Here is a 26,651-nt window from a genome sequence, read left to right as displayed (position 1 = left end):
AGGTTAAGGTTGAGGTTAAGGTTGTAGGGGCGATTCACGAATCGCCCTTTGTCCTCAGCCAGGAGGCAGAAAGCATAGGAGTGATCAAAGATCACTCCTATGCTTTTCTTTTAACCTTAGCCTCAACCTTAACCTGCTAAAATGCCTTTGGCGAAAACTACCATGGGAAAACCATTGAACTTTCATGAAATGTCTTTATAATAGTAAGGAGTATAACAGTAAGGGAAGAAAGGTAAGGTGGGCAGTCAAGAAAGGGGGATACGGATGAAAAGGATCTATTGGTTTATAGGATTATCATTGATACTAGGTGTAGCAGCGGGATTCATATTTATGGTATTTCAATCCCAAGAGGTTTCCCCTGTGAGCTATGAGGGGAGGGCAAAGATCGTCATCGGAGCACGGCTGGTGGAAGAGGAGCCTTTGATTCTTTATAATGATGATATTTTGTACATGCCTTATGAAGTCATAAAGAATTATATCAACCAAGATATCATCCTTAGCGAAGATCAGAAGAGGGTATATATGCCACTGCAAGATACAACGATGGAGCTAGAAAACAAGGAGCTTACAGAATATGTAAAAAACGCTGGTGTTCAAGTAAATATACCAACCCGTATAGAAGAAGGAACCATATTTATACCTGTTACCCTTTTAAAAGAAATACTTGGAATAAAGATTGATTATATTGAGGATGGAGCCACTGTGATCATTGATGCAGCTGCCACAGAAATAAGCCAAGGCGAGATTGTCGGAAATAAAGTGGGAATGAAAGAAAAAGCTTCTCGTCTAGAATTCTCAAAGGCAGAGCTAAAGCTCGGTGACCGTATTGTGGTATTTGAAGAAGTGGGCGATTGGTATCATATTCGCAGCAATACAGGAGAATTGGGATATGTAGAGAAAAAGCATGTTCAAATTTTAAATCCAGTAGAGTCCCCTAGCATGCAGATCAATGAAAAACGGGCACAAGAGGATTTAGGTGATAAAAAAATAAATATCGCTTGGGAGTATGTCCATGACAAATCTCCTAATATAGGAGCAGAAAGCAGAATCCAATCGCTAGACGTGGTTGTACCCACATGGTTCAGCATTGCAGATGAATCAGGGATTGTGATGAACAAAGGGAATCGGCATTATGTGAATGAAGCCCATAAAAAGGGATATAAAGTGTGGGGGCTGGTAGATAATGGGTTTGACCCTGCATTAACTTCTCAAATACTACAGGATCCTCAGAAAAGAAAACAAGTGATCGGTCAACTGTTGATGTATGCAAGCATATATAACTTAGATGGAATCAATGTGGATTTCGAAAATATCTACTATAAAGATAAAGACGTTTTGACAGCCTTTGTAAGGGAACTAAGTTACTATACGAATAAGCAGAATATCAGCCTATCCATGGATGTAACCGTACCTTCCAGCAGCGAGCAGTGGTCAAAGGTTTACGATAGAAAAGAATTAGCGAAGCACGTGGACTATATGGCGGTAATGACATACGATGAACACTGGGCTACCAGCCCTGTCAGCGGTTCTGTTGCATCTATGCCTTGGGTCGAGCGTGGGATTATTCGAAGCATGGAGAATATACCACCTGAAAAGCTGCTTTTAGGACTGCCGTTTTATACTCGGGTTTGGAAAGAGTATAGGGATGAAACTGGAAAAATAAAGGTAGAATCTAAGGCTGTATCCATGGTAAGGGCCAAGGAAATCATAGAAGAAAAAGATGCAGCGGTACTTTGGAACGAGGATCTAGGACAGTATTATGCCCAGTATGAAGAAGATGGCGCAACCTTCAAGATTTGGCTAGAGGATGCAAGATCCATTGCCTTAAAAACAACCTTGGTGGAGAAGTATGATTTGGCTGGGACCGCCTCCTGGAGGCGGGGATTTGAAGACCAAGACGTCTGGATGGTGTTGGACGAGATAATCAAAAGAGGAAGAGAATATCACGAGCTGAGTTTTGAGAATAACTAGGGATGAACTCCCTAGTTTTTTATTTAGCCATGCAAGGCTAAGGTTGAGGTTGAGGTTGAGGTTGAGGTTGAGGTTGAGGTTGAGGTTGAGGTTGAGGTTGAGGTTGAGGTTGAGGTTGAGGTTGAGGTTGAGGTTGAGAGCGTAGGGGCGATTCACGAATCGCCCGTCAATCATTCTCTTTCTACATATTTCCCGGGAAAAGGACAAAAATATTTTTTAAATTCGACGTAATAAACTTGCAAAGGAATACTCAAAGGAGTAATATAATAGTGAGTAATCACTCATTTTGGAGGTGCTGATATGGATAAGGAAATCTTGACAACAGAACAGAAGATATTGGAAACAGCAGTGGAGATTTTTTCACAAAAAGGATTTAATGGTACAACGACGAAGGAAATCGCCCAAAAGGCAGGCATCGCGGAAGGAACCATATTCCGTTATTTTCCTAAAAAAAAGGATATACTGCATGGGATTTTGCTGAAGATGATCGAAGCAGTTGGACCTAAAATTGTTGGAAGCGGATTAAAAGAAATATTCGAAAGCAATGAAAAGAAAAGTGATCGAGAAATCTTCATGGATTTCATACAGAATAGAATCAAACTGATTAAATCCCATTTACCCCTTATAAGAGTGGTATTAAATGAAGCCCAGTATCACCCGGAATTACAGAGTGCCTATTTTGAAAAAGTAATACTGCCGATTAAGGGCGTGATTGATGAGTTCTTTCGAAGGGGCATGGAAGCAGGACGATTTAAAAATATTTGCCCCACGACCATGACATTAACCCTCATAGGGTTTACTGTAAGCAACCTGCTGGGAAACAATATACTGACTTTTTCAAAGGATATAAACGCAGACCAATTGTTGGAGGAAACTATAGAAATATTTTTGAAGGGAATATCAAAATAGTATTTGGGGGAATGATTTATGAAAAAAATCGGATGGATGGCGATCATATTCCTATTGATTTTAACGGGATGTGGGCAAAAGGATAGAGATCAATTGAGGTACACAGGCACAATAGAAGCTACCCAGTATGATGTGACAACGGATATCGGGGGGATGATCAAAGAACTTTTTGTAGAAGAAGGGGATGTTGTGGAAACAGGTAAAGTGGTGGCCCAGTTGGACGATGCCACGCTGAAATATAATGCTTTGCAGCAGGAGGCAGGCTATAATGCAAAGCAGGAGCAGCTGAATGACATCAAGAATGGCTCAAGGGAAGAGGAAATCGTCATTGCAGAGCAGGAACTCGAGGCAGCGGAAATTGCTTTGACAACGGCGAAAGAACAATATAGCCACCAGTTAGACCTTTATAATAGCACAAAGACACTGTTCAATGAAGGTGCCGTAAATGAGCAGCAAGTGAAAGATCGTAAGCTTCAACTGGATCAAGCAGAGGCAAGCGTACAAAATGCGGAAAAAGCCATTGAAAAAATGCGTTCAAAGGTGGCTTTGGTGAAAAAGGGTGCAACCCGGGAGACAGTGAAAAGCAGTGAGTATAGTGTAGCCCAGTCAAAGTATGCCTATGAGCAGGCTTTGACCCAAAAGGAGAAGGTGAACGTGAAGACAGTCCATCAGGGGGTTGTTTTATATAAATATTATCATGAAGGCGAATTTCTACCAGCAGGGGCACCGATCATTACCTTGATGAATAGGGAGGATTTGTGGATGAAAATATATGTACCTGAAAAAGAGATCCATCAAGTAAAAATTGGCGGGAAAGTGAATTTACTTTCCGATACAGTGCAAGACCAGAAACTGAAAGGAAAGGTTATATTTATTTCGCCCCAGGCTGAATTTACTCCATCCAATGTAACCACAAAGGAAGATCGCCATAATAGGGTCCACCAGGTTAAGATCAAGGTGATTGAGGGAATGGACCAGTTAAATCCAGGTATGGTACTAGATGCAGATCTCGATCAAGAGAACACAAATTAAGAAGGTGAGAAGATGGAATTTGCCATAGAAATTCAAGACTTAAAAAAACAATTTGGAGACTTTATAGCCGTGGATGGCATCAGCTTTTCTATTCCAAAAGGAAAGATATTTGGTTTCCTAGGACCTAATGGTTCGGGAAAATCAACGACGATTCGTATGTTGTGTGGTGTTCTAAGACCCACATCAGGGAAAGGAACGGTCTTGGGCTTAGATATCCTTCAAGATGCAGAAAAAATTAAACAAAACATCGGTTACATGTCTCAAAAGTTTGGGCTTTATGAAGATTTGACGATTCTTGAAAATCTGCAGTTCTTTGCATCTATTTACGGAATACCTAAAAAGGAGTTAGGATGTCGCATCGATGAAATCCTAGATTTGTGTGCTTTACGGGGAAGAGAAAATGCCATTGTCGGTATCCTCTCAGGGGGATGGAAACAACGGGTTGCCCTTGGATGTTCCTTACTTCACAAACCTGCACTGCTTATACTTGATGAACCGACGGCAGGGGTAGATCCTGTATCAAGAAGGGTGTTTTGGGAAGTGATTCATACACTGTCTCGAGAAGGCATTACGATTCTCGTTACAACCCACTATATGGATGAAGCAGAAAGCTGTGACATACTTGGCTTTATTTACCGAGGAAAGATTATTGCATTGGGATCGGTGGGGGAAATCATGGAGGAAAATAACAATAAAAACATTGAAGATATATTCATTTCCTATGTGGAGAAAATCAGTGATATTAAAGTAAGAGGATCCTTCAGAGATATGAAGGATCATATAGAATAGAGGTGGCTCCATGAATTTTCAGCGATTTATGTCTATTGTTAGAAAGGAATTTATCCATATTAGAAGGGATAAAGCCAGTATGGTTATTGCATTTATTGCACCGATTATGATGTTGTTCCTATTTGGATTTGCAGTAAAAATAGATATTGAGAATGTGGAAATGGCTGTAGTAGACTGGGATCAAAGTACGGCCAGCAGGGAGTTCGTCCAGAAGCTTAAGAATACAGATTATTTTATTGATAAATATTACGTATCAAGGGACCAGGATGCCATTGACCTTATTGATCGTGGATTGGTAAAGGTGGCTGTGATCTTTCCTCCGGGATTTGAAAAAGACATCCACAAAGGGAAGGAGGCAGAGGTACAATTCCTTATTGATGGCAGCGACTCAACGGTCTCAAGAACAGCCTTGCCCAGTGCTGTAATGACAGCAAACCAATATTCCGTACAGTTAAAGACAGAAGCCATGGAGAAAAAAGGAGCCATGGCAATGGGAGGGAAGGCTGGTGTGGCGGCAAAGGCGAGGGTTTTATATAATCAGGAAATGGATAGCATTAAGTTTACCATCCCTGGCTTAGTTGGATTGGTGATTCAGAACATCACCATTATACTGACAGCATTTGCCTTGGTCAGAGAGCGGGAACGTGGAACCCTAGAGCAGCTCATTATCACACCTATTCGCCCTATAGAGTTGATTTTAGGCAAGCTGACGCCCTATGTACTCATCGGATTTATGAACTTTGGTATGGTCATGATCTTAGCCATTGTTGTATTTCATATGGACATCCAAGGCAATGTGCCCCTTTTATTGGTATTGTCTGCCTGCTTTGTGATTTGTGCTTTGTCTATGGGACTTATTATTTCCACGGTGGCAAAAACCCAACTCCAGGCCATGCAATTATCTTTATTGGCATTATTGCCCAGCGTATTGCTATCCGGCTTCGTATTCCCCAGGGAGGCTATGCCAAAGCCCATCTACATGATGGGGTACGGAATCCCATTGACCTACTATCTACAAATCATTCGAGGCATTGTGCTGAAGGGCGTGGGTATTGAATATATCTATCAGCAGGTAATACTGTTGATTCTGTTTACCATTTTGTTGATTAGCATTGCAATCTTTAGGTTTAAAAAGAGACTCGATTAAGGAGTGTGGATATATCCACACTTTTCTTCTTGCATTTTCTGATTCCTTTTTATAATATAATACCAAAGGAACACAAATTCGAGGAAAGAGCTGCAACGGTGAAGCGTCGGGTGAGAATCCTAGATTATCTATGATTAAAAGTGAGAACAGGCAAAATTCTATAGTAAAATCTTGGGGAGATAAAATATGCCGTATACATATATTTTAAAGTGTTCAGACGGAACCCTATATACTGGTTGGACAACAGATGTTCATAAAAGGCTAATAGCTCATAATGAGGGAAAGGGAGCCAAATACACGAGGGCAAGGCTACCTGTTGAGTTAGTTTATTGGGAGGAAAGTTCGACCCGTAGTGAAGCTCAGATGCGTGAGAACAATATAAAGAAACTGAAAAGAAGCGAAAAAGAAAAACTGATAGAAACTAATTTTGAAAAGTGAGTCGAACAATGGTGCTGGCTTTCTTTTTGTTTATAGATAAATTTTTTCGATAAAACATAAAATCGACATAATTTTACTAAATATGAGTAATCGTTTATAATATAAATATCAAAAGAGTTTTCTATGTTTGAGTTGTTTTTTAAAATATGCTCTAATCATGATGTCTTAGTTGATAAAAACATTGTGTTGAAAGTGATGTGTTTAGATGAGTAAAGCCTTATATATTGCAGAAAAACCAAGCGTTGCACTAGAATTTGCAAAAGCATTAAATATTAAGGGTAATAAAAAAGATGGGTTTATCGAATCAAATGAAGCTGTTGTGACATGGTGCATTGGGCACCTAGTAACCATGAGTTATCCTGAAAAATATGATGAGAGGTATAAAAAATGGTCACTTAAAGACCTTCCATTCTTACCTGAGAAATATAAATATGAAGTAATAAAGAATGTAAAGAAACAGTTTGATGTACTAAAGGCACAGATGAAAAGACAAGACATATCTACCATATACGTATGCACAGACTCAGGGCGCGAAGGTGAATATATCTATAGGCTTGTAGATGAGATGATTAATGTTAAAGGTAAGACCAAAAAAAGAGTATGGATTGATTCACAGACAGAAGATGAAATAAAAAAAGGTGTCAAAAATGCAAAATCATTAAATGAATATGATAATTTAGCAAATGCTGCTTATCTAAGAGCAAAAGAAGACTATCTTATGGGAATAAATTTTTCTAGATTATTGACTCTGTGTTATGGAAACACACTGAGTAGACAACTTGCAAAGAAATATGTTGTTATCGCTGTTGGGAGGGTTATGACATGTGTACTTGGAATGATTGTTCAAAGAGAAAGAGAGATTAGGGAATTTGTGAAAACTCCATATTATAAGATTGTCTCTAATTTTCAATTCGATCAATCGATTGATTATGATGGAGAGTGGAAGGCTGTTGAGAGTTCGGATTATTATATGTCTAACTTGTTATTTAAGGATATCGGATTTAAGGATAAAAAATCTGCTGAGAAATTTATTCATGATTTAAAAGAGGACAATATAGATTTAATTGCTGTAGTGGAGGAAATTAAAAGGAAGAAGGAAACAAAAAATCCTCCTTTACTTTATAACTTGGCAGAATTACAAAATGAGCTCTCTAAGAAATTAAAGTTAAGTCCAGATGAAACACTCAAAATTGCACAAAAGCTATATGAAAAGAAGATGATCACTTATCCAAGAACAGATGCAAGAGTTTTATCAACAGCTGTAGCGAAGGAAATAGAATCAAACCTAAAAGGACTTTTGCATATCAAAGAATCCTGTAGATTAGATAGTAAAGATCAAGCAATAGGAAGTTTTCTTCAGAAAATATTGGATGAGAGTTTGTATAAGGGCTTACAGAAAACCAAGTATGTAAATGATAAAGCAATTACGGATCACTATGCAATTATACCTACTGGACAAGGGTTAGGTAGTTTTAATAAGTTGTCAGATCATGAAAAAGAAACGTTTCTGTTTATCATAAAACGGTTTTTAGCAATCTTTTATCCACCTGCAATCTTCAGTCAGTTATCAATCACGACTAAAATTAAAACAGAGAGCTTTTTTTCCACTTCAAAAGTATGTATACAAGAAGGCTATCTTGTAGTATTGAATGATGATAGTAAGGATGTATCTTCAAAACTGGATAAAGAAGAATCACTAAAGAAATTAAAAAAAGGCCAGAAAGTGAAAATTGATAAACTTGAAATCAAGGAATCAGAGACTACACCCCCTAAAAGATATAACTCAGGTTCTATGATTTTAGCTATGGAGAGTGCAGGAAAGCTAATTGAAGATGAGGAATTGAGGGAACAAATTAAAGGTAGTGGAATAGGTACTAGTGCTACAAGAGCTGAGATATTGAATAAGTTGCAGAAAATCCATTACATTGACTTAAATAAGAAGACACAAATATTAACCCCTACATCATTGGGGGAAGGGATTTATGACGTAGTGAATGGGTCGATCCCGTCATTATTAAAACCAGAATTAACAGCTAGTTGGGAAAAGGGACTTAGTATGATTGCTAATGGTGAAATAAGATCAGAAGACTATATGGTAAAGTTAGAGACATATATAAGGAAAAATACACAGAAAGTGTTAGAACTCAGTAACAATTCAAATCTTGCGAGTTCGTTTTCAATTAGTTCTAATAATGTTGGAGAAAGAAACATAGATGCTAAAAAAAGGAGAGAAAGAAGACTCGCTATTGGAAAGTGCATCGCATGTGAAACAGGAGAAATTTTAGAAAATAGTAAAGCCTTCTATTGTAGCAATTGGAAACAAAAATGCAAATTTACCGTTTGGAAAAATAGTCTGGATCTTTATAAACAAGAAGTCAATATGGAAATGGTAAAAGAACTGCTTGAAAAAGGAAAAATAGATAAAGTGAATATTGTATTACCACAAACAAAAGAAAATTGTACAGCATCCTTAGAATTCAAAGAGAGCAAAACTGGTGCACTAGAGCTGAAGAATGTTAATCGTATTACAGAATAGTTATTGACGGGTTATTGGGGAGGGTGCTTTGATTTTAATAATGCTTCAGATAATCAGGAAAAGGATAAGATAGTAAATAGCAAATAGAGAGGGTGTACTACACCCTCTCTATTTACATTGAAGTTTAAATTATAGAAGACCAATTCCTTTTAAGAATACAAGGGCAATAAGAATCGGAGCTACGAACTTTGTTAAGAAGATGAATGGCTCAAAATAACCAGCTTTCACACCCTCAGACCGTAACTCTTCCGCTACAGAGGATTTCTTCATATACCAGCCCACAAAGAGTGTGATGAATAATCCGCCCAATGGCAGCAATAGATTGTCTGAAAGCCACATCAATAGATCCATAAATGTCAATCCCAATATCTTAGCTTCGGCCAAAGGACCGTTAGATAATGAACAGAACACACCAATCACTGTGATGATGAGGGCAGCAATAAGGGTAGCCTTCTTTCTAGACATTTTTAAATCTTCCACAAAGTAGGCAACAACAACCTCAAGAATCGAGATCGATGAAGTTAAGGCTGCCACAGCAAGCAGTATGAAGAATAGTACGCCAAAGATATGTCCATAGGGCATATGTTGAAATACATTAGGGAGTGTTATAAAAACTAAACTAGGACCTGCACCGGGTTCAATGCCAAAGGCGAATACGGCTGGAAATATGGCTACACCAGCTAATAAAGCAATAAATGTATCAGCAAGGGTAACCTGTACAGCTGTTTCACCAAGATTTTCTTTTTTATGAATATAGGAGCCATAAGTAATCATGGTACCCATTCCTAAGCTGAGAGAGAAAAAAGCGTGACCTAATGCTGCTAGAATTGCTTCGCCGGTTATTTTTGACCAGTCAGGCTTGAACAGGAAGGCTAGACCCTTTTCTGCACCTGGAAGGGTAATAGCGCGAATATCTAGGATAATGATGAGAACAAGGAGTAAAGGCATCAATACCTTAGAGTATTTTTCAATGCCATCCTTAATACCAGCCACAACAATCCAGGCTGTTAATCCCATAAATGCGATCTGCCATAAAACTGGTTTTGCAGCTGAGCTTATAAATGCACCAAACATTCCCCCAATCTGGCCTGGAGATTGGCCAGCAAAGGCGTTGGCAGCGGCTTTCACAATATACTCCATACACCAACCTGCAACTACACCATAGAAAGAAAGAACAACGAAAGCTGCAGCCATCCCGATCCAGCCTGTTAAATACCAAGGTGTGCCCGGGGCTAATTTTTTGAAAGCGCCAATGGCATTCTTTTGTGACTTACGGCCAACCAAGAATTCAGAAAGCATTAGGGGAAAACCAATGAGTGCAATACAAATTAAATAAACAACAATAAAGGCAGCGCCCCCATATACACCTGTGATATATGGAAACTTCCATATATTCCCTAAACCAATGGCAGAGCCAGCTGCTGCAGCAATCACACCAAATCTACTACCAAAGGAATCTCTTTGAAGAGATGGTTTGTCCATTCATTCATCCTCCTTAAAGTTAAAGATAATTCTGAACTATCAAAAAAATACTAAAAAGTCTTAAAGAGATAGTAACACGGAAGATAAAATGTGTCAATTATGTAATAAATATCTCGATGTTTTAATATATATAAACTTTATTAAATGATTAGTGGGAATATGTGAGGATTTAGACTAACATTAGGGTATCCAAAACCTAATTATAAAAGCACACTTTGTCGAAGCAAAGTGTGCTTTTATTAGATGATTAAACAAATAAGTTCTTATTCTTGAAGCCTCGATAGGCCTGGAGTGCTGCCAATACCAACAAAATCAATGCTAGAACTGGAGGTCCAGTTACCAGTGCCTTTGCTACACCAAGGGAACGACCTGTATCAGCAACCACTTGACCAACAGCCTCCTGATAGTTCGATAAAGCATAGATGCCGTATCGTATCCAAATGAAGGATGTCATTAAGGCTACAGGTACCACAGAAAGGCTCATATATAGTCCATTGATTGAACGACTTTTTATGCCACGCATACCTAGGAACATAGGTACAAAAAATACTGCTGGGAGGATGAAGCCAAAGTATTGAGGAGAAAGGGCCAAAAATAGAGCCGAAGTAAAGAGGAAGTTGATATGATACCTATTTACCTCCTGAGTTTTGCCTTCAAAGTCGCCCTTGGCCGCATGTAAATATCGCACATAGCTTTCAAGTTTGCTTAGGTTCTCTTTCTGATCTTTGCTTTCCTTTAATTTTTTAACAGTGTCTTTACCTTTCTTGCAGAGGGCTTCATATACATGTTCATAGGAATCAGGAATTTCCATTCCCCTATAGCCTGTTTCCAAGGAAACGAGGTCTTTTCGAAGTTTATCCCCCTTGCCTGGAGCAATCACCTTGGGGTTTGCTGTCAAGGTATTTAATTCTTTCATGATATCCATTAAATGTGATGTATGCATGGAATCACTCCTTATCTGCTGATCATTTCATAACTATAGTATGATTGATATTAGTGTATCATATTCTAATCCCTGTTGTATATGGGTTGATATAAAACCCTGCCGATAATAAAACCCCACCAAAGGTGGGGTCCTATCCCTAAATTATTTGTCTCCCTTTAAAAGGGGCTTCATTGTAACCACTATGGCAACAATGATGATACTCCATGTAACAACCATAAATCCCAAAGCTGCACCTGTCATATGAATACCTCCTTCAATGTTATATACGAACAGTTACCTTATTGGTTTCAATTTCATCAGCATACTTTCTCTTAATAGATCTATAGGATTGGATGAAACCAATAATCATTACAGAGAATACCACAACTCTTGCAGCATTTACCCAAGGAATTAACTGTGGAGTACCTGCCACGAAATCTGGAATTGCCTTGAAGTATCCAGCTCTATAGAAATCTCTATAGGAGAAGAAGATTAAAATCATGATGACCAACGGTGTTACTACTTTGTGGAATGTATTGAAGAACCACTTTGGTACCTTCCAAATTCCACCACGATTCATTTCTTCAAATGCCCGATCACCCATCAACCAGCAAGCTGCGATGATTTCGATCAAACCAAGTACGATCAACAAGTTGGAACCTACCCAGTTATCAACCTCTGTAAAGTAAGCTAAATCTGCTGTTTTTGTTAAAATTGGTTCTAGACCAACTGGTAAACCTACAATGATATAGCCAAGGAATACTAACCAGGCTGCTTTACCTCTAGCAATACCCATATCTTCTTCCAAAAGGGCCACTAGATAGTTGTACATTGCGATTGCAGATGTAAATCCAGCGAAGAATAACAGTAGGAACCATAATGCTCCGAAGATTTCACCACCAGCCATTGTTCTAAATACGTTAGGTAAAGCGATGAAGGATAGACCTACACCAGCACCTACGCCATCTGGACCAAGGAATGCATACGCGATTGGAATAACCGCAGTACCACCAAGGATAATTTCTGCAAATTCATTTAACGAAATTGTAGCATAGGATGATAAAACTACGTCATCATCAGCTTTCAAATAAGAAGCATAGTTACAAATGATACCCATACCGATAGACAATGTGAAGAAAATTTGTCCAGCAGCAGCAACCGCTGATTTCCAGCTAAGGGCTGTAAAGTCAGGGTTCCAAATGTAATTTAGTCCTTTCATGGAAGACCAGTCAGGATTTACTGGGCTGCCAAGGGTTAAAGCACGGATTGCTAGGATGATACCGAATATATAAAGAACTGGCATCATTAATTTTGCCCAAGCCTCGATACCTTTTTGGATACCTCTCATAACTGCAAATCCAAGACCTGCAAGAGCCAAAATCCAGAAAGTAAATACCATACCTGGAGATTGGATGTAGTTTACAAATACTTCCCCTGTAGATACTGCTGTGTCTGAGTAACCACCTGTTACAGAAAGGAAGCTGTATCCCAATGTCCAACCGATGATGTGGTTGTAGTAGGAGTTAACTAGCAAGGTTACTGCGAAAGCAATCATACCCGCCAATGAACCAATGATAAGAGCAGTTTTTGGTTTTGTGCCTTCTCTAGCCTGTAGATAAACCATTGGACCTAATGTACCATGACCGTACTTACCGCCGTAACGTCCAAGGTTCCACTCTACCAACATAACAGGAATACCGATAAGAAGTAGTGCTGCAAAATAAGGAATCATAAATGCGCCGCCGCCATTGCTAGCTGCTTGATACGGGAATCTCCAGAAGTTACCCAAGCCAACGGCATTACCTGCCATAGCAAGGATCAATCCTAATTTGGATCCCCAGTTCTCTCTTGAATTGCTCATAAGAGTGCTCCCTCCTTTAAAATGTATGATTTCTATTTCAACTTCCATTATAAATAGTTTCAAAATAATTAGCAATGATTATTTTTACTTTTCTGAATGTTTATAATTAGGGAATAATTGTAGATTTTTTGTCAAAGTATTGTCATTTGAATAATAAAACATACAAATAAAGTAATAAATATACAATTGTTCAAGTTGAAAAGCAGGAAAAGTAATATATGTATCTTATGTATATGTTAATAAAATGATAAAATTATGACAAAAAAGTAAAAAAACTATTAAAAATAAAGCCAACAATGGAAAAAATTAGGGTATTTATATCCAAAAATATTTTTGAAATTTAAAGAGATAATAATCATTCTTTGAGTTGCTAAAATTTTTTAATAGCATAGTTTGGTTAGTAAGTTACTCTTTTATAGATATCAGGTAAAGAAGAATAATAATCATATAAAAATGAGGCTGTTAGCTTGACTTTTTCAAAAAAAGCTCTATAATTTAACATAAGTGAATATGATTTGCATTAGGTTCCGTTTAGGAAGAATAGGGAAGTACGGTGAAAAACCGTCGCAGCCCCCGCTACTGTAAGTGATGACGAAACCCCAAAAAAGCCACTGATTCATCGGGAAGGTGAGGGGAAGTAGATTGATTCATGAGCCAGGAGACCTGCCTATTGCTGATATCACTACCTTCGGAGGGAAGGCTAGGAAGTGTTGTCGTTGAACGCTCATCCTATCTTCTGATAGGATTTTTTATTTCTTCCTGTATAGAAGGTAACTGGTCTATTTTCAAACATTTTTTTCCTTAACTCGCCATCCAATAGGATGGCATTTTTTTTCCCAAATTACTTCTCTAAAGAATCCCTATTGCGCATAAACTAGAATAGATATAAAATAAGATTGTACTAAATAAGTATAAAAGTACAAAGTATATGTATTGTTCACTATTGAAAGGAAGGATTTACATGTCTACCCAAAGCATGAAGAAATACAATCGCCTCATGGAAAAGGCAGAAGAGTTATTCTTTACCATGGGATATAAGCGGGTGACCATTGATGAAATTGCCGCTGCTGCTGGAATAAGTAAAATGACTATCTACAAGTATTTTCCTTCTAAGGAAGATTTACTGATAGAGGTGTTAATTCAGATCAGTGAAAGGGCATTGCAGCCCATCATGGAAAAAGTAGATGAAATCGTGAGTCCTGCGGAAAAGATTGAATATATATTTTCTCTGGGTACAAATGCTGCGCGGACGATTCCTGTCGTTCTCTATAGAGATATACTGGAAACCCCTCGTGTGGTAGAAAAGCTGCAGGACTACAAAAAAAATCATATGTTTTCAATCTGGAATAAGATTCTACAGGAGGGGATTGATCAGGGAGAGATTAGGCCCTTTGACATTGAATTTATGTCTCATTTCCTATCGGATATGGCTGTCCATCTGGACTGGACAAAATTGCTCTCAAACTCTTTCTATTTAAATGAAGAAAAAGGAATCGGATGGTTGATTGAAAATATTTATGATTTTTTCAAATATGGATTATTGGGTAAGAAAAATGATAAAGCATAAAGTATCTATGCCATTGCAAAGGGGGGACAGATATGGAGAAGAAAATACTCATGGGTGTCCAAAATGTCAGCAAGACGTATCAGATGGGCGAGGTCAAAGTCCATGCGTTGAAAGATGCAAGCTTTGAGTTGTATGAAGGAGAGTTCGTGGTGATTTTAGGCCCTAGTGGTTCAGGAAAGAGTACGCTCCTAAATATCTTGGGTGGAATGGATTCACCTTCGGAAGGAAGGGTATTTATTCATGAAGAAGAGATTACCGATTATAATGATAAGCAATTGACAGTATACAGAAGGGATCATGTGGGCTTTGTGTTTCAGTTTTATAACCTGATGGCCAATCTAACTGCGAAAGAAAATGTGGAGCTGGCAACAGAAATTTGTAAGAATGCCTTGAACATTGATGAGATTATGGACGATGTTGGGCTGGGTGATCGAAAGGATCATTTTCCATCCCAGATGAGCGGGGGTGAACAGCAGCGAGTTGCCATCGCCAGGGCAGTTGCTAAAAATCCAGTGCTCTTATTGTGTGATGAGCCTACAGGGGCCTTGGATTTTCAAACAGGTATTATGATTTTATCTTTACTGCATAAAATTAATCGGCAGTTCAATAAGACGGTTGTGATTATTACCCACAATACGCCCATTGGAGAAATGGCTGATCGAGTGATTAAAATGCGCAGTGGAAAGATTGTTGAGATGAAAGAAAATGTCAATCCAATGCCACCAGAAAGGATTGAGTGGTAATGAGGAAGCTGGATATACGTCTATTAAGACTATTGCGGAATTCAAAGGGACAGTTTATTTCCATTGCCATGGTAGTTACCCTCGGGTTATGTATGTATGTTTCTTTTAGCATGACTGCCATGAACTTAAAAAATACAGTGGATTATTACTATGAGTTGACAAACTTTGGAGATATCTTTGCCCAGGTTGTTAAAATACCTGAAAGTGCGCTGGATAAAGTAAAAGAAATTGATGGCATTGAAGTCGTACAGGGACGCGTCAGCTTTGATGTTCCGTTAAAGGTAGAAGATGACAAAGAAAAGGTTCGTGTAAGAATCGTATCTCTCCCAGATCAGGAAAAACGTATCAATGATTTGTATATGCTTGAAGGTAAGATCCTTGAGGGCCAGCCTAAAAAGGTAGTCGTTCTGGAACAGTTTGCAAAGGCCAGAAACATTACCGTAGGAGATAAAATTGCGGCCTATATAAATGGAAGAGTAGTTCAGCTAGATGTATCAGGGATCGTGGCTAGTTCTGAATATGTATATCTCATGGAAAATGAACAAGCACTGCTTCCAGCACCTGAAAAATTTGGTGTGGTTTTCGTCAGTGAAGAGTTTGCTCAGATGACTTTTGGTTATCAAGATAGTTACAATGAACTGTTGATTCAGATAAAAGATCAAGAAAAGATGGATGAGGTTGTAAAGAAGCTTGAAGAACGATTAGACCGATATGGTGTAAAGAGAATCATCGAAGGAAAAGATCAATTAAGCAATCGGATGCTGACAGAAGAAGTTAAGCAATTGGATAATATGTCCAAGACTATACCCTTGCTATTCCTGTCGGTGGCTGCAATTATTATTTATATCATGCTGACGAGAATTGTGAAAAACGATCGTATTTATATCGGTGTGCTGAAGGCAATAGGGTATGGAAATTATGAAATACTGTCTCACTATGTGAAGTTTTCCTTGGTGATAGGAATAACGGGGGCAATGATCGGCAATGGGGTTGGGATCATGCTTTCAGGTCTATTGGCACAAGTCTATGTGATGTATTATAATCTACCGTTGTTAAGGTCGCAAATCTATTATGGATATATGGTGAATGCTATATTACTGACCTGTATCTTTTGTATATTTGCAGGCCTTATGGGTGCAAGGCCCGTGCTGGGTATTATGCCAGCGGATTCCATGCGCCCAGAGGCACCCAAAACAGGAGGAAGGATCTTATTGGAGAGAATTCCATGGTTTTGGAAGCATGTGAGTTTTAGCTGGAAAATGGTCATTCGAAACATAGCCAGGAGCAAGAAAAGATTTGTGTTTTTGGTACTGGGCATTGCATTGACCTATGGCATAACCGTTGTTCCAATTTTTCAGGGAGGTGCCATGGTCAACATGTTCACGCTCCACTATGGAGAGTTCCAGAAGATGGACTACAGCATTGACTTTAATAAACCGATGAATCGCAAGGCAATGATTGAAGTTAAGCAGTTGGCTGATATTCGTTATATTGAACCAAAACTAGAATATCCATTTGAGCTCAGAACGGGATGGAGAAAAAAGGTGGTAAGTATTGTAGGTGTTCCAAGGGATACCCAGTTCTATGATTTTACAAATAAAAACCAAGGGTCTATAAGGTTGCCTGAAAAGGGGATATTCCTTACGGCAGGATTGGCAAAAGTATTGAATGTTCAAGAAGGTGATCTCATCACCATTAAAAATTTCATTCCAGGTAAAGATGATGTCAAGGTAGAAGTGAAAGGAATCGTGGAGCAATATATAGGTGTCAATGCTTACATGAATATTGTGGAAATGGAAAATACCTTGACAGAAAAGGGGATGATTACTGGTGTCAATATCCGATCCAAAGACCGTGTACAGGAAAAAGTGAAGGATATAAAGCATGTTGCTGTTGTCCAGTCGGTGGACGATATGAAAAACAGCTTCTTACAGTTTCTAGATGCTGCCAAATATTCTACGGGTGTGATGATGATCTTTGGGGGAATCTTAGGATTTGCTATTGTGTACAATTCCACCATTATTAGTATTGCTGAGAGAAGTATGGAGTTTTCTTCTCTCCGGGTGCTGGGGTTTGAAAAGAAAAATATATATCAAATGATTACGAAAGAAAATATGCTGATGACCGTGGTGGCCATTATCCTAGGCATACCTATTGGATATGGAATGTGTAACGGCATTGCCCAGGCATTTAATACAGATATTTTTTCTATCCCAGTTTTCTTAACGCCAGACGTATTTATTACGGCCGCCATTGCTACAATTGGTTTTGTCTTTATTGCACAGCTGGCTACATGGAAGAAAATTTATGGGCTTAATTTCATAGAAGCTTTAAAAAATCGTGTCTCTTAGGGGGAATGAAGATGAAGAAGAAAATCAAATGGATTGCCTTAGCGGTTATAGTCATCGTAGGGATTGTATTTTTTGCAGTGGGTAGGAATCAAGCGGTAGAAGTAGAAACTTTCAAAGTGGAAACAGGGACCCTTGAAAAGTATATTGAAGAAGTGGGCACTGTAAAAATGGAACAACAAACCACTATTTATGCTTTAGAAACAGGAAAGGTCGTAGAGCTTTTTGTAAACGTAGGGGATTTGGTAAAGGCAGGAGACGTGTTAGCTAAGTTGGATGAAAAAGAAATGGCTATTCAGCTGGCAGGACTACAAGCGGAAAAAGAGGCTGCGGCAGCACAATATCAAGAAGCCCTAAAACCCAGTGACGGAGAAGCCATAAAAAAAGCTCAGTTGGCAGTAAAAACTGCTGAAATCAATTTTGAAGAAGCAAAACGGACTGCCGACAACAGCAAAAAACTTTATGAAGCAGGGGCGATAAGCTATGAGTCGTATAAGGGCGATTCAGCAAAACTGGAACTTGAAGAAGCAGCCTTGGAAAGTGCTAAAAGTGATTTAGAAATAGCGAAGAAGGGCATCTCTGCCCAGCAAAAAAAGGAGTTTGAAGCAAGAATCAGCCAAGTGCAAGCCCAAATAGACCTGTTAGATCAAAGGAAAATGAACTTTATCATCAAGGCACCTCAGGATGGTATGATCATGTCAAAGGAGATTCAGACGGGTACTTATATACAGACTGGAATGCCAGTCTTCGAGATTGGAAACAGTACCGATGTATATATTGAGAGTGATGTGTTAGTAAGTGAAATCGGCGATGTAAAGGAAGGCGGTTCTGTCGTTATTTGGAATGAGGATTTAAATATTGAAGAAGTAAAGGGAACAGTGAAAAAAATTCATCCAAAAGCCTTTAGCAAGGTTTCAGATTTAGGAATTGAGCAAAAACGAGTGAAAGTAGAAATCAATTTACCCCAGACAAAACTGAAATTAAGGCCAGATTATGATATGGATATCCGCATCGTCACTTTGACAAAGCCCAATGTTCTTTGGATTCCAGAGAACGCCGTTTTTGAATATCAAGGAGCGGATCATGTATTTATAAACAACAATGGAGCAGCATCTCTGCGAAAAATTGAAAAGGGCATTGACAGTGAAGACAGAGTAGAAGTTGTTGATGGTCTGAAGGAAGGTGAACAGGTAATCCTATCACCCGATGAGACATTGACGGAAGGCGCGAAAATTAAAAAGAAAGAATTAACAGAAAAAGCCCAGTAATCGGGCTTTTTCTGTTAATTGTTCTGTTTGTTTTGTAAGATTCGTTCAGCCAAAGGATTATCTCCCATGTACTTCTCAATATATTGAACCAGCTGATCCTGTTCGTTCCCTGCAAACTGTAGCATTTTATCGGCCGTATAGTCGATTACATTGGGCTCCTCACACTCAGAGATGACTTCGAATATTTCAGCTATGTGCTGGGCCAGTTTGGTTGCGGGTTTCGTAGAAGCATCTTCATCAGGAATGATATTGTGATGGGCCATGGTTTTCAGGGCATCGCATAAAATCCAAGCGGTTCCTTCTACAGTTTTTAGCAGATTGTTATGATGCTTGTGACTATCGATTTCATGCTGCATGGTATAACTCCTTTCTCATTATCTGCCTACAAACATTTGGGTGCACATCTTGCCATATTGGCCCCCTTCCTTAACGCCGATGCCAATGTGGGTAAAGTTAGGATTTAGGATATTCTCCCGATGGCCCTGGGAATTCATAAGGGATGTATGGGCATTGGCGATGGATGGATTTCCAGCAAGGTTTTCCCCTGCATAAATGTATTTGATCCCATATTGCTTCATCATATCAAAGGGGCTTCCGTAGGTAGGCGAATTATGGCTAAAATAACTATTGTCGATCATATCTTGAGATTTAAGCCTTGCTACCCGTGTGATTTCCATATCTACTTTTAATGGATTTAATCCCTTCTTCACCCTTTCTCCATTTAACAGACGCAGCATTTCTTCTTCGTTTGGTGTAAGCTTTGCAATACTTTGCTGTTGTCCCTCCATGGATGGAGGATCAATTTGAGGTTTTGCTTGTTTGGCTTCCACAGCGCCTACTTGGCCATCATCGGTTTCTACCACATACCAATCCTCAGCATCTCGAAGAACGTTGTAGGTGTTGTCTTTTGGCAGCTGCCTGATAATTGGGTATTCCGCTGAATGTCCAGTTCTCAAGGGTGCCTGATTGGCAATAATCCGAATTTTTTCCACATTTCCTTTTCGAAAGATGGAGGAGGCTTTTGGTGTAATCATTGGTTTCTGCTGTGCTGGTGCACAAGCAGTGAAAATCAGAACGCATACAATCAAGATACTAAATAATTTTTTCATGTTTTATCACCTCAATAGTATTATTTCCGACTTCCAATGAAACATGAATTGTGCAGATCATGGTTCCATAACACATAATGGAAAGAGAGGAAAAGAAAAAAGTGCAGAATTTCTGCACTTATATTTTGTATTTTTTGAGTTCAATTTTTAAATTGCTGGTTAAGCTTTCCAGTTGCTGGATGTAATCTGTCAAGTCCTTGATTCGATTGGAGTACTGGATCACATTGGCGCTCATTTCCTGGGTTGCAGCGGAGTTTTGTTGGGCAATGGCAGCCAGGGAGTGGATGTTTTGGAAGACATCAGAAATCTTTTTGGTTTCAAGGGACAAAGTCTCCACCAGATGCACAATTTGATTGGACACAAGGGTGATTTCATTGGTTGCCTTTTCATTATCGGAAGCGACAGCAGCCAAGGTTTTATTGCTATCTTCCAGACGATGGAATTGATTTGTTACCTGCTCAACCATTCCCTTAACATCAGATGTGAAAATTTGAAGGCTTTGATTGATGGTTTTTACAGCATCCTTAGAGTTCTCAGCCAATTTTCTGATTTCCTCAGCTACCACGGTGAACCCTTTGCCCATTTCACCAGCACGGGCAGCTTCGATGGCAGCGTTTAAAGCAAGCAAATTGGTCTGATCCGATATTTGTTCTACGGTTGTGACAATATCTATGATATCTTGAGCCCGTTTGGATAAATCATCACCTTGGGCATTTACCTTTGCAAAATCATCCTTCATGTGGAGGAGCATTGCTGCTACACCTTGGATTTCTTGGAAGGAGGTGCGAATATCGTCTACAGCCTCTTCAAGCTGTTTCTTGCTGCCAGCCTCTTGTTCCGCCAGCTTATTCAAGTTATCAATATTATCATTTAATATATAAACAGAGCGTTCTGTTTCTTCTGCTTGATGCATGGCACCGCCGGCAACCTCCTGTACCAAATCGGAAATACCATCGGATACCCCTTTCATCTCCTGGGCGATCTCTGAAAACTTCATGGTGAAATTATACATATCATCGGTACCGCCTTTAAGGAATAGGAAGTCTTTCTTTACCTTTGTTTTCATATCATTGATTTGATTCAGGTAATCTTCGAAATGATCTCCTGTTTTGATTTGTGAGCTGTTTGCAAAATCTAAGTCAGATAACATATCCAATTCGCCTTTGATGGAACGAATAGGTGAGAGCAATAGGGTACTGACGGCCAAGGTTGCAGCAAACACAAATCCTAGGATCAAAACGATGTTTACCATGGGATTGGTGCCGATTTTGATGAAAGGAATGACTGTAGAGATCAAAGTAACAGCAGCAGCAATTTTAAAAGGTATGCTCCTGACAAAACCAAAAGAGAGTATACGATTGACAGGATAGTTGGTGACATGACGGGTATCCTTCTCTAATTTGATTTTTATCCTTAAATAAGCCCTTCCATCAGGGTATGTACCTTTTTCAAGAATTTCTGTTTCAATCTTCTCTTGGAAGAATCGAGCGCTGCCCTCGAGTAATCCTAGGAAGTAATCGAACATTCCCCGCTTTGATTCATAGAGAATTTCAATTTCTTTTTCTGCAATTTCCGTAGCAATCAACCTAGGTGGTTTTGCTCCCTTAATCATCTTGGTCAGCTGAGCGTGCACATCATCCATCATCATAAGAAAGCCTTTTAAACTAAATCTTTCAAAATAAGAGGGAAACCAGGTACGAAAGGTCTCAATATTGCTTCGGCCGATTTCTCTCCAAACTTCACCAGGTGATTTGCTGACAATTTTCGCTACTGCATCTATAAGGGCTTTAGATTCATGATCAGGAATATCCTCTAAAGGCGTAATAACCCGGTCTACTTCCCAGCCAATGCTTCGTCCAGCCTTTTCAACGGTTGGTTTACCGTAGAGTTTTTCCAAGCTTTTGATCCATGTAGATACCACTGTACCCTTCATATGTTGTCCTCCTTAAGGAATGAGAGTCGTTTATGCACGATTGGTGTATACCCATTATAATATATATCTAATCAGACAATAATCGACATAAAAAAGATATTACATAAAATTCAAAAAACTATGTATAAAATGTATAGGGTTGGAAATAATGACATTAGAAAAGTACATTCGATTTAAAAGTCAAATGACTTTTAAATACACCTTATTCCCACCCACAACTCATCAAAGGAAGAGGCAGCTTATCGAGCTGTCTTTTTCTTTGTATAAATAGGACGAGAACGGATAAGCCTAGATATGAAAGATATGTAGAGAGGTGATCAAGATGAAGCTATGGATACCTGACCGGGTTTATTTTGAACCAGCGGCTATGGAATATCCTATGGGGGAACGAATTCTAAAGTTTTGCAGGGAACATCAGATTCCAATTTTGAAAACAACGTCTCATAATCAAGTAAGGGACATCCCTGGGGAAACAGAAAAGGCTAGATTCGCGAATGCAAAAAAAACCTTGGTGGTAGGGACGAAGAAGAGTTTAAAACTGGATGTATGCAAACCCTCAGCGCACTTTCAGTTTTCTTTGATGACCAATTGTCCTGGCAGCTGCGAGTATTGCTATCTATATACAACCCAAGGAAAGAAGCCATACGTAAGGGTGTATGTGAATCTTGAAGAGACTTTTCAGACCATTGACCGATATATTGAAGAAAGACTTCCAGAGACTACAGTATTTGAGGCAGCCAGCACTGGAGACCCATTAGGCATAGAGCACATTTCAGGGGCTTTGAAGGAAACCATTGAGCATTTTGGGCAATTAAAGAAAGGCAAGCTCCGGGTGGTTACTAAATTTTCAAATGTAGACTCTTTGCTTGATGCAAAGCATAATGGCAATACGAGATTTCGTTTTTCAGTGAATTCTCCCTATGTTATACATCAATTTGAACACAATACCCATTCTCTTTCAGAGCGATTGGAGGGAGCTGGGAAGGTGGCAGAAGCAGGTTATCCCCTAGGGTTTATTATCGCGCCAATTATTCTGCATGAAAACTGGAGAGAAGGGTATACAGAACTTATAGAAACCATGGGACAGAACCTTGCTTTCAAGAAGAAAAGCCATATCACCTTTGAGTTGATTCAACATCGATATACCAATAATGCGAAACAGATTATCCTAGAAAGATACCCAAATACTAAGCTCGACATGGACGAAAAAAAGAGAGTGTTAAAGTTTGGAAAATATGGGCGTACCAAGTATGTTTATCCAAAGGATGATGCCCGGGAAATGAAGTCATTTATTTCGGACCTGATTGTGAAGCACTTCCCAAATGGCCACATTCATTATTTTACATAGAAAAGGCAGTGGGGAGAGGCATATAGCAAAATTATTTTGGTTATAATTGTTATGGATCTGAGAATATGGTACAATTTATTAAATCGCTGGAGATGGAAGAATTTCAGTTTCTTAAAATATACGAAAGATGAGGGATGTTATATGAGTGATATTCGAGAGGGAAAAAAGCAATATACATTTGATGAATTATCTAAGCTGATTAAGGATAATACAGAGTTTGATGTAACCATGGACATTTCTTCCCGAACAAAGCGGGAGGATGTATTGGCTTTTATTTTACAATGTGATGCAGAAGCATTAAAAAAGGATTTAGAGGAAGAAGAATTGGAATTGGACATCGATGAAGATGAGGAAGCCTTTATTTCAGAGCTGATGAACAAAGCCGATGAATATGCAGTAGAGATTGAAGAAGTATTGCCAGAAGATTTATTGGCCTATTATTATGCTTTTGAGTATGATGAGGATGAAGGAGTAATCAAGACAATTTTGGTCATTTCCTTTGAATCCCTTGGAGAGCTAAAGCTAAGAGATGTAGGGAATCGATTGATTACGGTTGTAGGAGACTAAATATTTGCCTTTTGAGGAAAGCTATAGAAGAATGATCTTCTATAGCTTTTATTGTTAAATAGAAAGGAAAACTTTATGAAAAAATTCTACTTATTAATAACCACCATTATTCTCTTAATCGCTCTTGCTATGAACATGGATATTCAAAGCCTTTATCCTGACCAGGATCAGTTGGCTGATATGTATCTTAAGGCCAACCAAGATGAAGCTTATTTTATGAAGATTAAGAAAGACATATGGAACGTACTTGAAGAGCAGAAAGACAACATACTGAAGAAGAATTTAAATGGATATATGAAGAATATTGCATCAGTATATAGGGACGATAAAACGAGAGACTATGATCTGCTAAAAGATTCCTTGCAGTATGAATGGAATGAATACAGATACCAACATTTGAATTATAAGGTAGATATTTATTATCCCACATCAGATGGCATATGGGTTCGTGCATTAAAGGTGTACTCTTTGGAAAAGGATAACGAGGAAACCCTTCATGGGAAAGAGGTGGAAGATTTATTATTTATATGGGAAAAGGGGAAATGGAAGCTAAAGACAACAAAGAAAATCAGCGAATTGATATAACAAAAGCATGTCAGCTTAGATACGCTGACATGCTTCTGTTATATCATATATATGTAGTAAAGGAGGCATGTTTATTGATAAATTACTTTTACATCATATCTGGTGCTACCATCATCAGCATCAGCTTCTAAGACGATAGGAGAAATCAGCATACGATCCAATAACTGTCGATCGCTGCTAGATTCTTTCAAAGTGATATTAAAGATGTAGCCATAATTATCTTTCTTAACTTCAATATTTTTTATCAAGTGATCATGATGATCTCCTAAACTAATAAGGATGAAATTACCACAGCTAAATTGATTCTTATAAATACCTGTACTTTCTTGGGTAGCTTCAATCCATTCCTGCACATCAGGGTCGAGCTGATCCACATCATAGATAATTTTAAAATCCTTCATGCTGCTGGTCAATTCATCTTCATCGCAGCCTATGAGCCCAAACACACAAACGGCGCTTAGCACAAAAAATAGCAGTATCTTCTTCATGATTTTACCCCCCGATTGGTTCCCCTATATATATAGACGTAAAAAATAGGAAAAAGTTTCATATTGTTATAAAAATATTTTTTTACGATAAAACGGACATACCGTATATGTCCGTTTTATCGTAAAAAAATATTAATCTAGGTCTTGAGGGAGTTGATCGTTTGTATAAACCATGCCATTTGATGCGTTTTCAACCAGTCTCTTGGTCATTTCACCACCAAGCTGTCCACCCATTTGGCCTGCTTGTCGAGATGTGATTTCACCGCCAAAGGTTTTGTTGGTCATATCCATATGGAGTTCTCCTGCGATTTCTGCTTTGAATTCATTGAGCGCGGCTCTAGCTTCAGGTACCATTGGTCGTTTTGTCATGTATATCACCTCTTTTCTTTTAAGTTAGAAAGACTACTATTAGTATGAGCAAAGAAATTCTACAGTATTTTAAAAAATCATGGAAAATCTATGAAATGTTTTTTTTCTTGTTAAGGAAATCTGAATGTGTTAAAATAAGGGCGGATAGTATCGAAAGAACTATACCAACGAGATCAATGATGAAAATTAATGGATTCTGCTCTGAGCCAATAGGACCGAGACAGGAAAGGTAAATTTGGATGATAATGCCTTTTTGTGTGATGCTCAGAAAGGCTTTTTTGTTGCCTTTTTGGGAAAACTAAAATCACACTTCACTGTTTTGCGATGCTGGCAGTGGAGTGTGATTTCTGCTATAAGGAAGTGAGTAAATGAAATTTGGGTTTATTGGTGCAGGTAAGGTCGGAATAGCCTTTGGCATGTATTTAAGAAAAAAAGGCTTTCATATACAGGGATATTTTAGTAGAAATTTCATGTCTGCGCAGATTGCAGCGGCAAAAACAAATAGCCATGCCTATAAGGAAGAAGAACAGCTGCTTCGTGAAATAGATTTTTTATGGATTACAACGCCCGATGATGAAATCAAAGAAGTATGCAATTCTTTGGCAAAAAGAAAACTTTTTCGAAAAGGACAGATTGTTGCCCACATGAGCGGAGCAGCACCATCAACACATTTAGAAGAAGCTCACAAAGAAGGCTGTTACATTTATTCTATTCATCCACTTCAATCTTTTGCTGAGATCGAGAAAGCAGTAAAGGATTTAGAGAATACTTATTTTGGTCTTGAGGGAGATATAGAAAAAATCTCAATCATTGAGGACTTATTTGAAAAGCTTGGAAACCCCATCTTTAAACTTTCAACAGAGCATAAGGGACTCTATCATGCAGCGGCATGTGTATTTTCCAATTATTTGGTGTCATTGATAGATGAGGGTTTGACGTATTTAGATGCCATTGGTATTAATCGAGAAGAGGGATTTAAGGCTGTGCTGCCTCTGATGCTTGGAACGCTGCATAATATTGACGCCATGGGGACAACCAAGGCGCTGACAGGACCCATTGTGAGAGGGGATCAGTTGACTGTAGAAAAACATATTGAGATTCTTGAAAAGGAATTGCCGGAGTCTGTGATGTTTTATAAGCGAATGGGTCAGATGACCTTGGATATTGCTTCTGGTGAAAAATTAAAGGATATAAAAAAGATTTCAGCTTTAGAAAATATATTGAAAGAGGTGTAAT

At 38.6% G+C, this 26,651-nt stretch carries 23 protein-coding genes and 1 riboswitch; of the genes, 15 read left to right on the top strand and 8 right to left on the bottom strand.

What is annotated here, in order from left to right; translation table 11 throughout:
• Nucleotides 1-264: 264 nt before the first annotated feature.
• The 7 genes from K0R93_RS00990 to K0R93_RS00960 all read left to right on the top strand — a co-directional run bounded on the left by K0R93_RS00990 (nt 265) and on the right by K0R93_RS00960 (nt 8,822).
• Complete coding sequence (locus tag K0R93_RS00990) at nt 265-1,971, top strand: glycosyl hydrolase family 18 protein (RefSeq protein ID WP_300296184.1); 1,707 nt, start codon at nt 265-267, stop codon at nt 1,969-1,971.
• A gap of 300 nt (nt 1,972-2,271) precedes the next feature.
• Nucleotides 2,272-2,880 carry a TetR/AcrR family transcriptional regulator gene (locus K0R93_RS00985; protein WP_300296181.1) on the top strand — a complete coding sequence of 203 codons (609 nt, stop codon included), beginning with the start codon at nt 2,272-2,274 and terminating at the stop codon, nt 2,878-2,880.
• A gap of 18 nt (nt 2,881-2,898) precedes the next feature.
• Entirely contained in the window at nt 2,899-3,912 is a 1,014-nt protein-coding gene (locus K0R93_RS00980) for an HlyD family secretion protein (RefSeq protein WP_300296178.1), read from the top strand.
• Nucleotides 3,913-3,924: 12 nt separating this feature from the next.
• Nucleotides 3,925-4,701 (top strand): ABC transporter ATP-binding protein, encoded by a 777-nt coding sequence (locus K0R93_RS00975; RefSeq protein ID WP_300296175.1) that lies wholly within the window; start codon nt 3,925-3,927, stop codon nt 4,699-4,701.
• Nucleotides 4,702-4,711: 10 nt separating this feature from the next.
• Nucleotides 4,712-5,848 (top strand): ABC transporter permease, encoded by a 1,137-nt coding sequence (locus tag K0R93_RS00970; protein ID WP_300296172.1) that lies wholly within the window; start codon nt 4,712-4,714, stop codon nt 5,846-5,848.
• 186 nt (nt 5,849-6,034) lie between these two features.
• The gene (locus tag K0R93_RS00965; RefSeq protein WP_300296170.1) at nt 6,035-6,286 is read left to right on the top strand and encodes a GIY-YIG nuclease family protein; all 252 of its coding nucleotides are present in this window, start codon (nt 6,035-6,037) and stop codon (nt 6,284-6,286) included.
• A gap of 205 nt (nt 6,287-6,491) precedes the next feature.
• Complete coding sequence (locus tag K0R93_RS00960) at nt 6,492-8,822, top strand: DNA topoisomerase (RefSeq protein ID WP_300296167.1); 2,331 nt, start codon at nt 6,492-6,494, stop codon at nt 8,820-8,822.
• 129 nt (nt 8,823-8,951) lie between these two features.
• On the opposite strand, the gene K0R93_RS00955 is transcribed toward K0R93_RS00960, so the two are convergent.
• The 3 genes from K0R93_RS00955 to K0R93_RS00945 form a co-directional block, all read right to left on the bottom strand.
• Complete coding sequence (locus K0R93_RS00955) at nt 8,952-10,304, bottom strand: sodium-dependent transporter (protein WP_300296164.1); 1,353 nt, start codon at nt 10,302-10,304, stop codon at nt 8,952-8,954.
• A gap of 247 nt (nt 10,305-10,551) precedes the next feature.
• Nucleotides 10,552-11,247, bottom strand: a complete 696-nt coding sequence (locus K0R93_RS00950) for a hypothetical protein (protein ID WP_300296161.1) — start codon at nt 11,245-11,247, stop codon at nt 10,552-10,554.
• 262 nt (nt 11,248-11,509) lie between these two features.
• Entirely contained in the window at nt 11,510-13,090 is a 1,581-nt protein-coding gene (locus K0R93_RS00945) for a sodium-dependent transporter (protein WP_300296158.1), read from the bottom strand.
• A gap of 505 nt (nt 13,091-13,595) precedes the next feature.
• Nucleotides 13,596-13,775: riboswitch (cobalamin riboswitch) on the top strand.
• A 276-nt stretch (nt 13,776-14,051) separates the two neighbouring features.
• Here K0R93_RS00945 and K0R93_RS00940 point away from each other — a divergent pair.
• The 4 genes from K0R93_RS00940 to K0R93_RS00925 are packed head-to-tail and all read left to right on the top strand — an operon-like array spanning nt 14,052 to nt 19,016.
• Nucleotides 14,052-14,657, top strand: a complete 606-nt coding sequence (locus tag K0R93_RS00940) for a TetR/AcrR family transcriptional regulator (protein ID WP_300296155.1) — start codon at nt 14,052-14,054, stop codon at nt 14,655-14,657.
• Between the two features lie 32 nt (nt 14,658-14,689).
• Nucleotides 14,690-15,400, top strand: a complete 711-nt coding sequence (locus tag K0R93_RS00935; protein WP_300296153.1) for an ABC transporter ATP-binding protein — start codon at nt 14,690-14,692, stop codon at nt 15,398-15,400.
• Nucleotides 15,400-17,751 (top strand): ABC transporter permease, encoded by a 2,352-nt coding sequence (locus tag K0R93_RS00930; protein ID WP_300296150.1) that lies wholly within the window; start codon nt 15,400-15,402, stop codon nt 17,749-17,751. The genes K0R93_RS00935 and K0R93_RS00930 overlap by 1 nt, the downstream gene beginning before the upstream one ends.
• A gap of 11 nt (nt 17,752-17,762) precedes the next feature.
• Complete coding sequence (locus K0R93_RS00925) at nt 17,763-19,016, top strand: efflux RND transporter periplasmic adaptor subunit (protein WP_300296147.1); 1,254 nt, start codon at nt 17,763-17,765, stop codon at nt 19,014-19,016.
• A 14-nt stretch (nt 19,017-19,030) separates the two neighbouring features.
• Here K0R93_RS00925 and K0R93_RS00920 read toward each other — a convergent pair whose 3' ends face one another.
• The 3 genes from K0R93_RS00920 to K0R93_RS00910 all read right to left on the bottom strand — a co-directional run bounded on the left by K0R93_RS00920 (nt 19,031) and on the right by K0R93_RS00910 (nt 22,058).
• Nucleotides 19,031-19,372 carry a hypothetical protein gene (locus K0R93_RS00920; protein ID WP_300296144.1) on the bottom strand — a complete coding sequence of 114 codons (342 nt, stop codon included), beginning with the start codon at nt 19,370-19,372 and terminating at the stop codon, nt 19,031-19,033.
• Nucleotides 19,373-19,390: 18 nt separating this feature from the next.
• On the bottom strand, nt 19,391-20,125 hold the full coding sequence (locus tag K0R93_RS00915; RefSeq protein ID WP_300296142.1) for a CAP domain-containing protein: 735 nt from the start codon (nt 20,123-20,125) through the stop codon (nt 19,391-19,393).
• Between the two features lie 118 nt (nt 20,126-20,243).
• Nucleotides 20,244-22,058, bottom strand: coding sequence for a heme NO-binding domain-containing protein (locus K0R93_RS00910; RefSeq protein ID WP_300296139.1), 1,815 nt, complete (start codon nt 22,056-22,058; stop codon nt 20,244-20,246).
• A gap of 322 nt (nt 22,059-22,380) precedes the next feature.
• Between K0R93_RS00910 and splB the strand changes: the two genes are divergently transcribed.
• From splB to K0R93_RS00895, 3 genes are all read left to right on the top strand, one after another.
• Nucleotides 22,381-23,406: a spore photoproduct lyase gene (gene splB / locus K0R93_RS00905; RefSeq protein WP_300296137.1), complete on the top strand. Its 1,026-nt coding sequence runs from the start codon at nt 22,381-22,383 to the stop codon at nt 23,404-23,406.
• 141 nt (nt 23,407-23,547) lie between these two features.
• Nucleotides 23,548-23,973 carry a hypothetical protein gene (locus tag K0R93_RS00900; protein WP_300296134.1) on the top strand — a complete coding sequence of 142 codons (426 nt, stop codon included), beginning with the start codon at nt 23,548-23,550 and terminating at the stop codon, nt 23,971-23,973.
• Nucleotides 23,974-24,048: 75 nt separating this feature from the next.
• Entirely contained in the window at nt 24,049-24,558 is a 510-nt protein-coding gene (locus K0R93_RS00895) for a hypothetical protein (protein WP_300296131.1), read from the top strand.
• 71 nt (nt 24,559-24,629) lie between these two features.
• On the opposite strand, the gene K0R93_RS00890 is transcribed toward K0R93_RS00895, so the two are convergent.
• Nucleotides 24,630-25,046, bottom strand: coding sequence for a hypothetical protein (locus K0R93_RS00890; protein WP_300296128.1), 417 nt, complete (start codon nt 25,044-25,046; stop codon nt 24,630-24,632).
• A 132-nt stretch (nt 25,047-25,178) separates the two neighbouring features.
• Complete coding sequence (locus tag K0R93_RS00885) at nt 25,179-25,415, bottom strand: alpha/beta-type small acid-soluble spore protein (RefSeq protein WP_300296125.1); 237 nt, start codon at nt 25,413-25,415, stop codon at nt 25,179-25,181.
• 368 nt (nt 25,416-25,783) lie between these two features.
• Here K0R93_RS00885 and K0R93_RS00880 point away from each other — a divergent pair, with 368 nt between their 5' ends.
• The gene (locus K0R93_RS00880) at nt 25,784-26,650 is read left to right on the top strand and encodes a Rossmann-like and DUF2520 domain-containing protein (protein ID WP_300296122.1); all 867 of its coding nucleotides are present in this window, start codon (nt 25,784-25,786) and stop codon (nt 26,648-26,650) included.
• Nucleotide 26,651: the final 1 nt, after the last annotated feature.

The organism is Anaerosolibacter sp., assembly GCF_029240175.1.
In the GTDB taxonomy this organism is placed as follows: domain Bacteria; phylum Bacillota; class Clostridia; order Peptostreptococcales; family Thermotaleaceae; genus Anaerosolibacter.
Note: the sequence above shows the minus strand (reverse complement) of the source record. Positions and strands in the feature narration are given on the sequence as shown.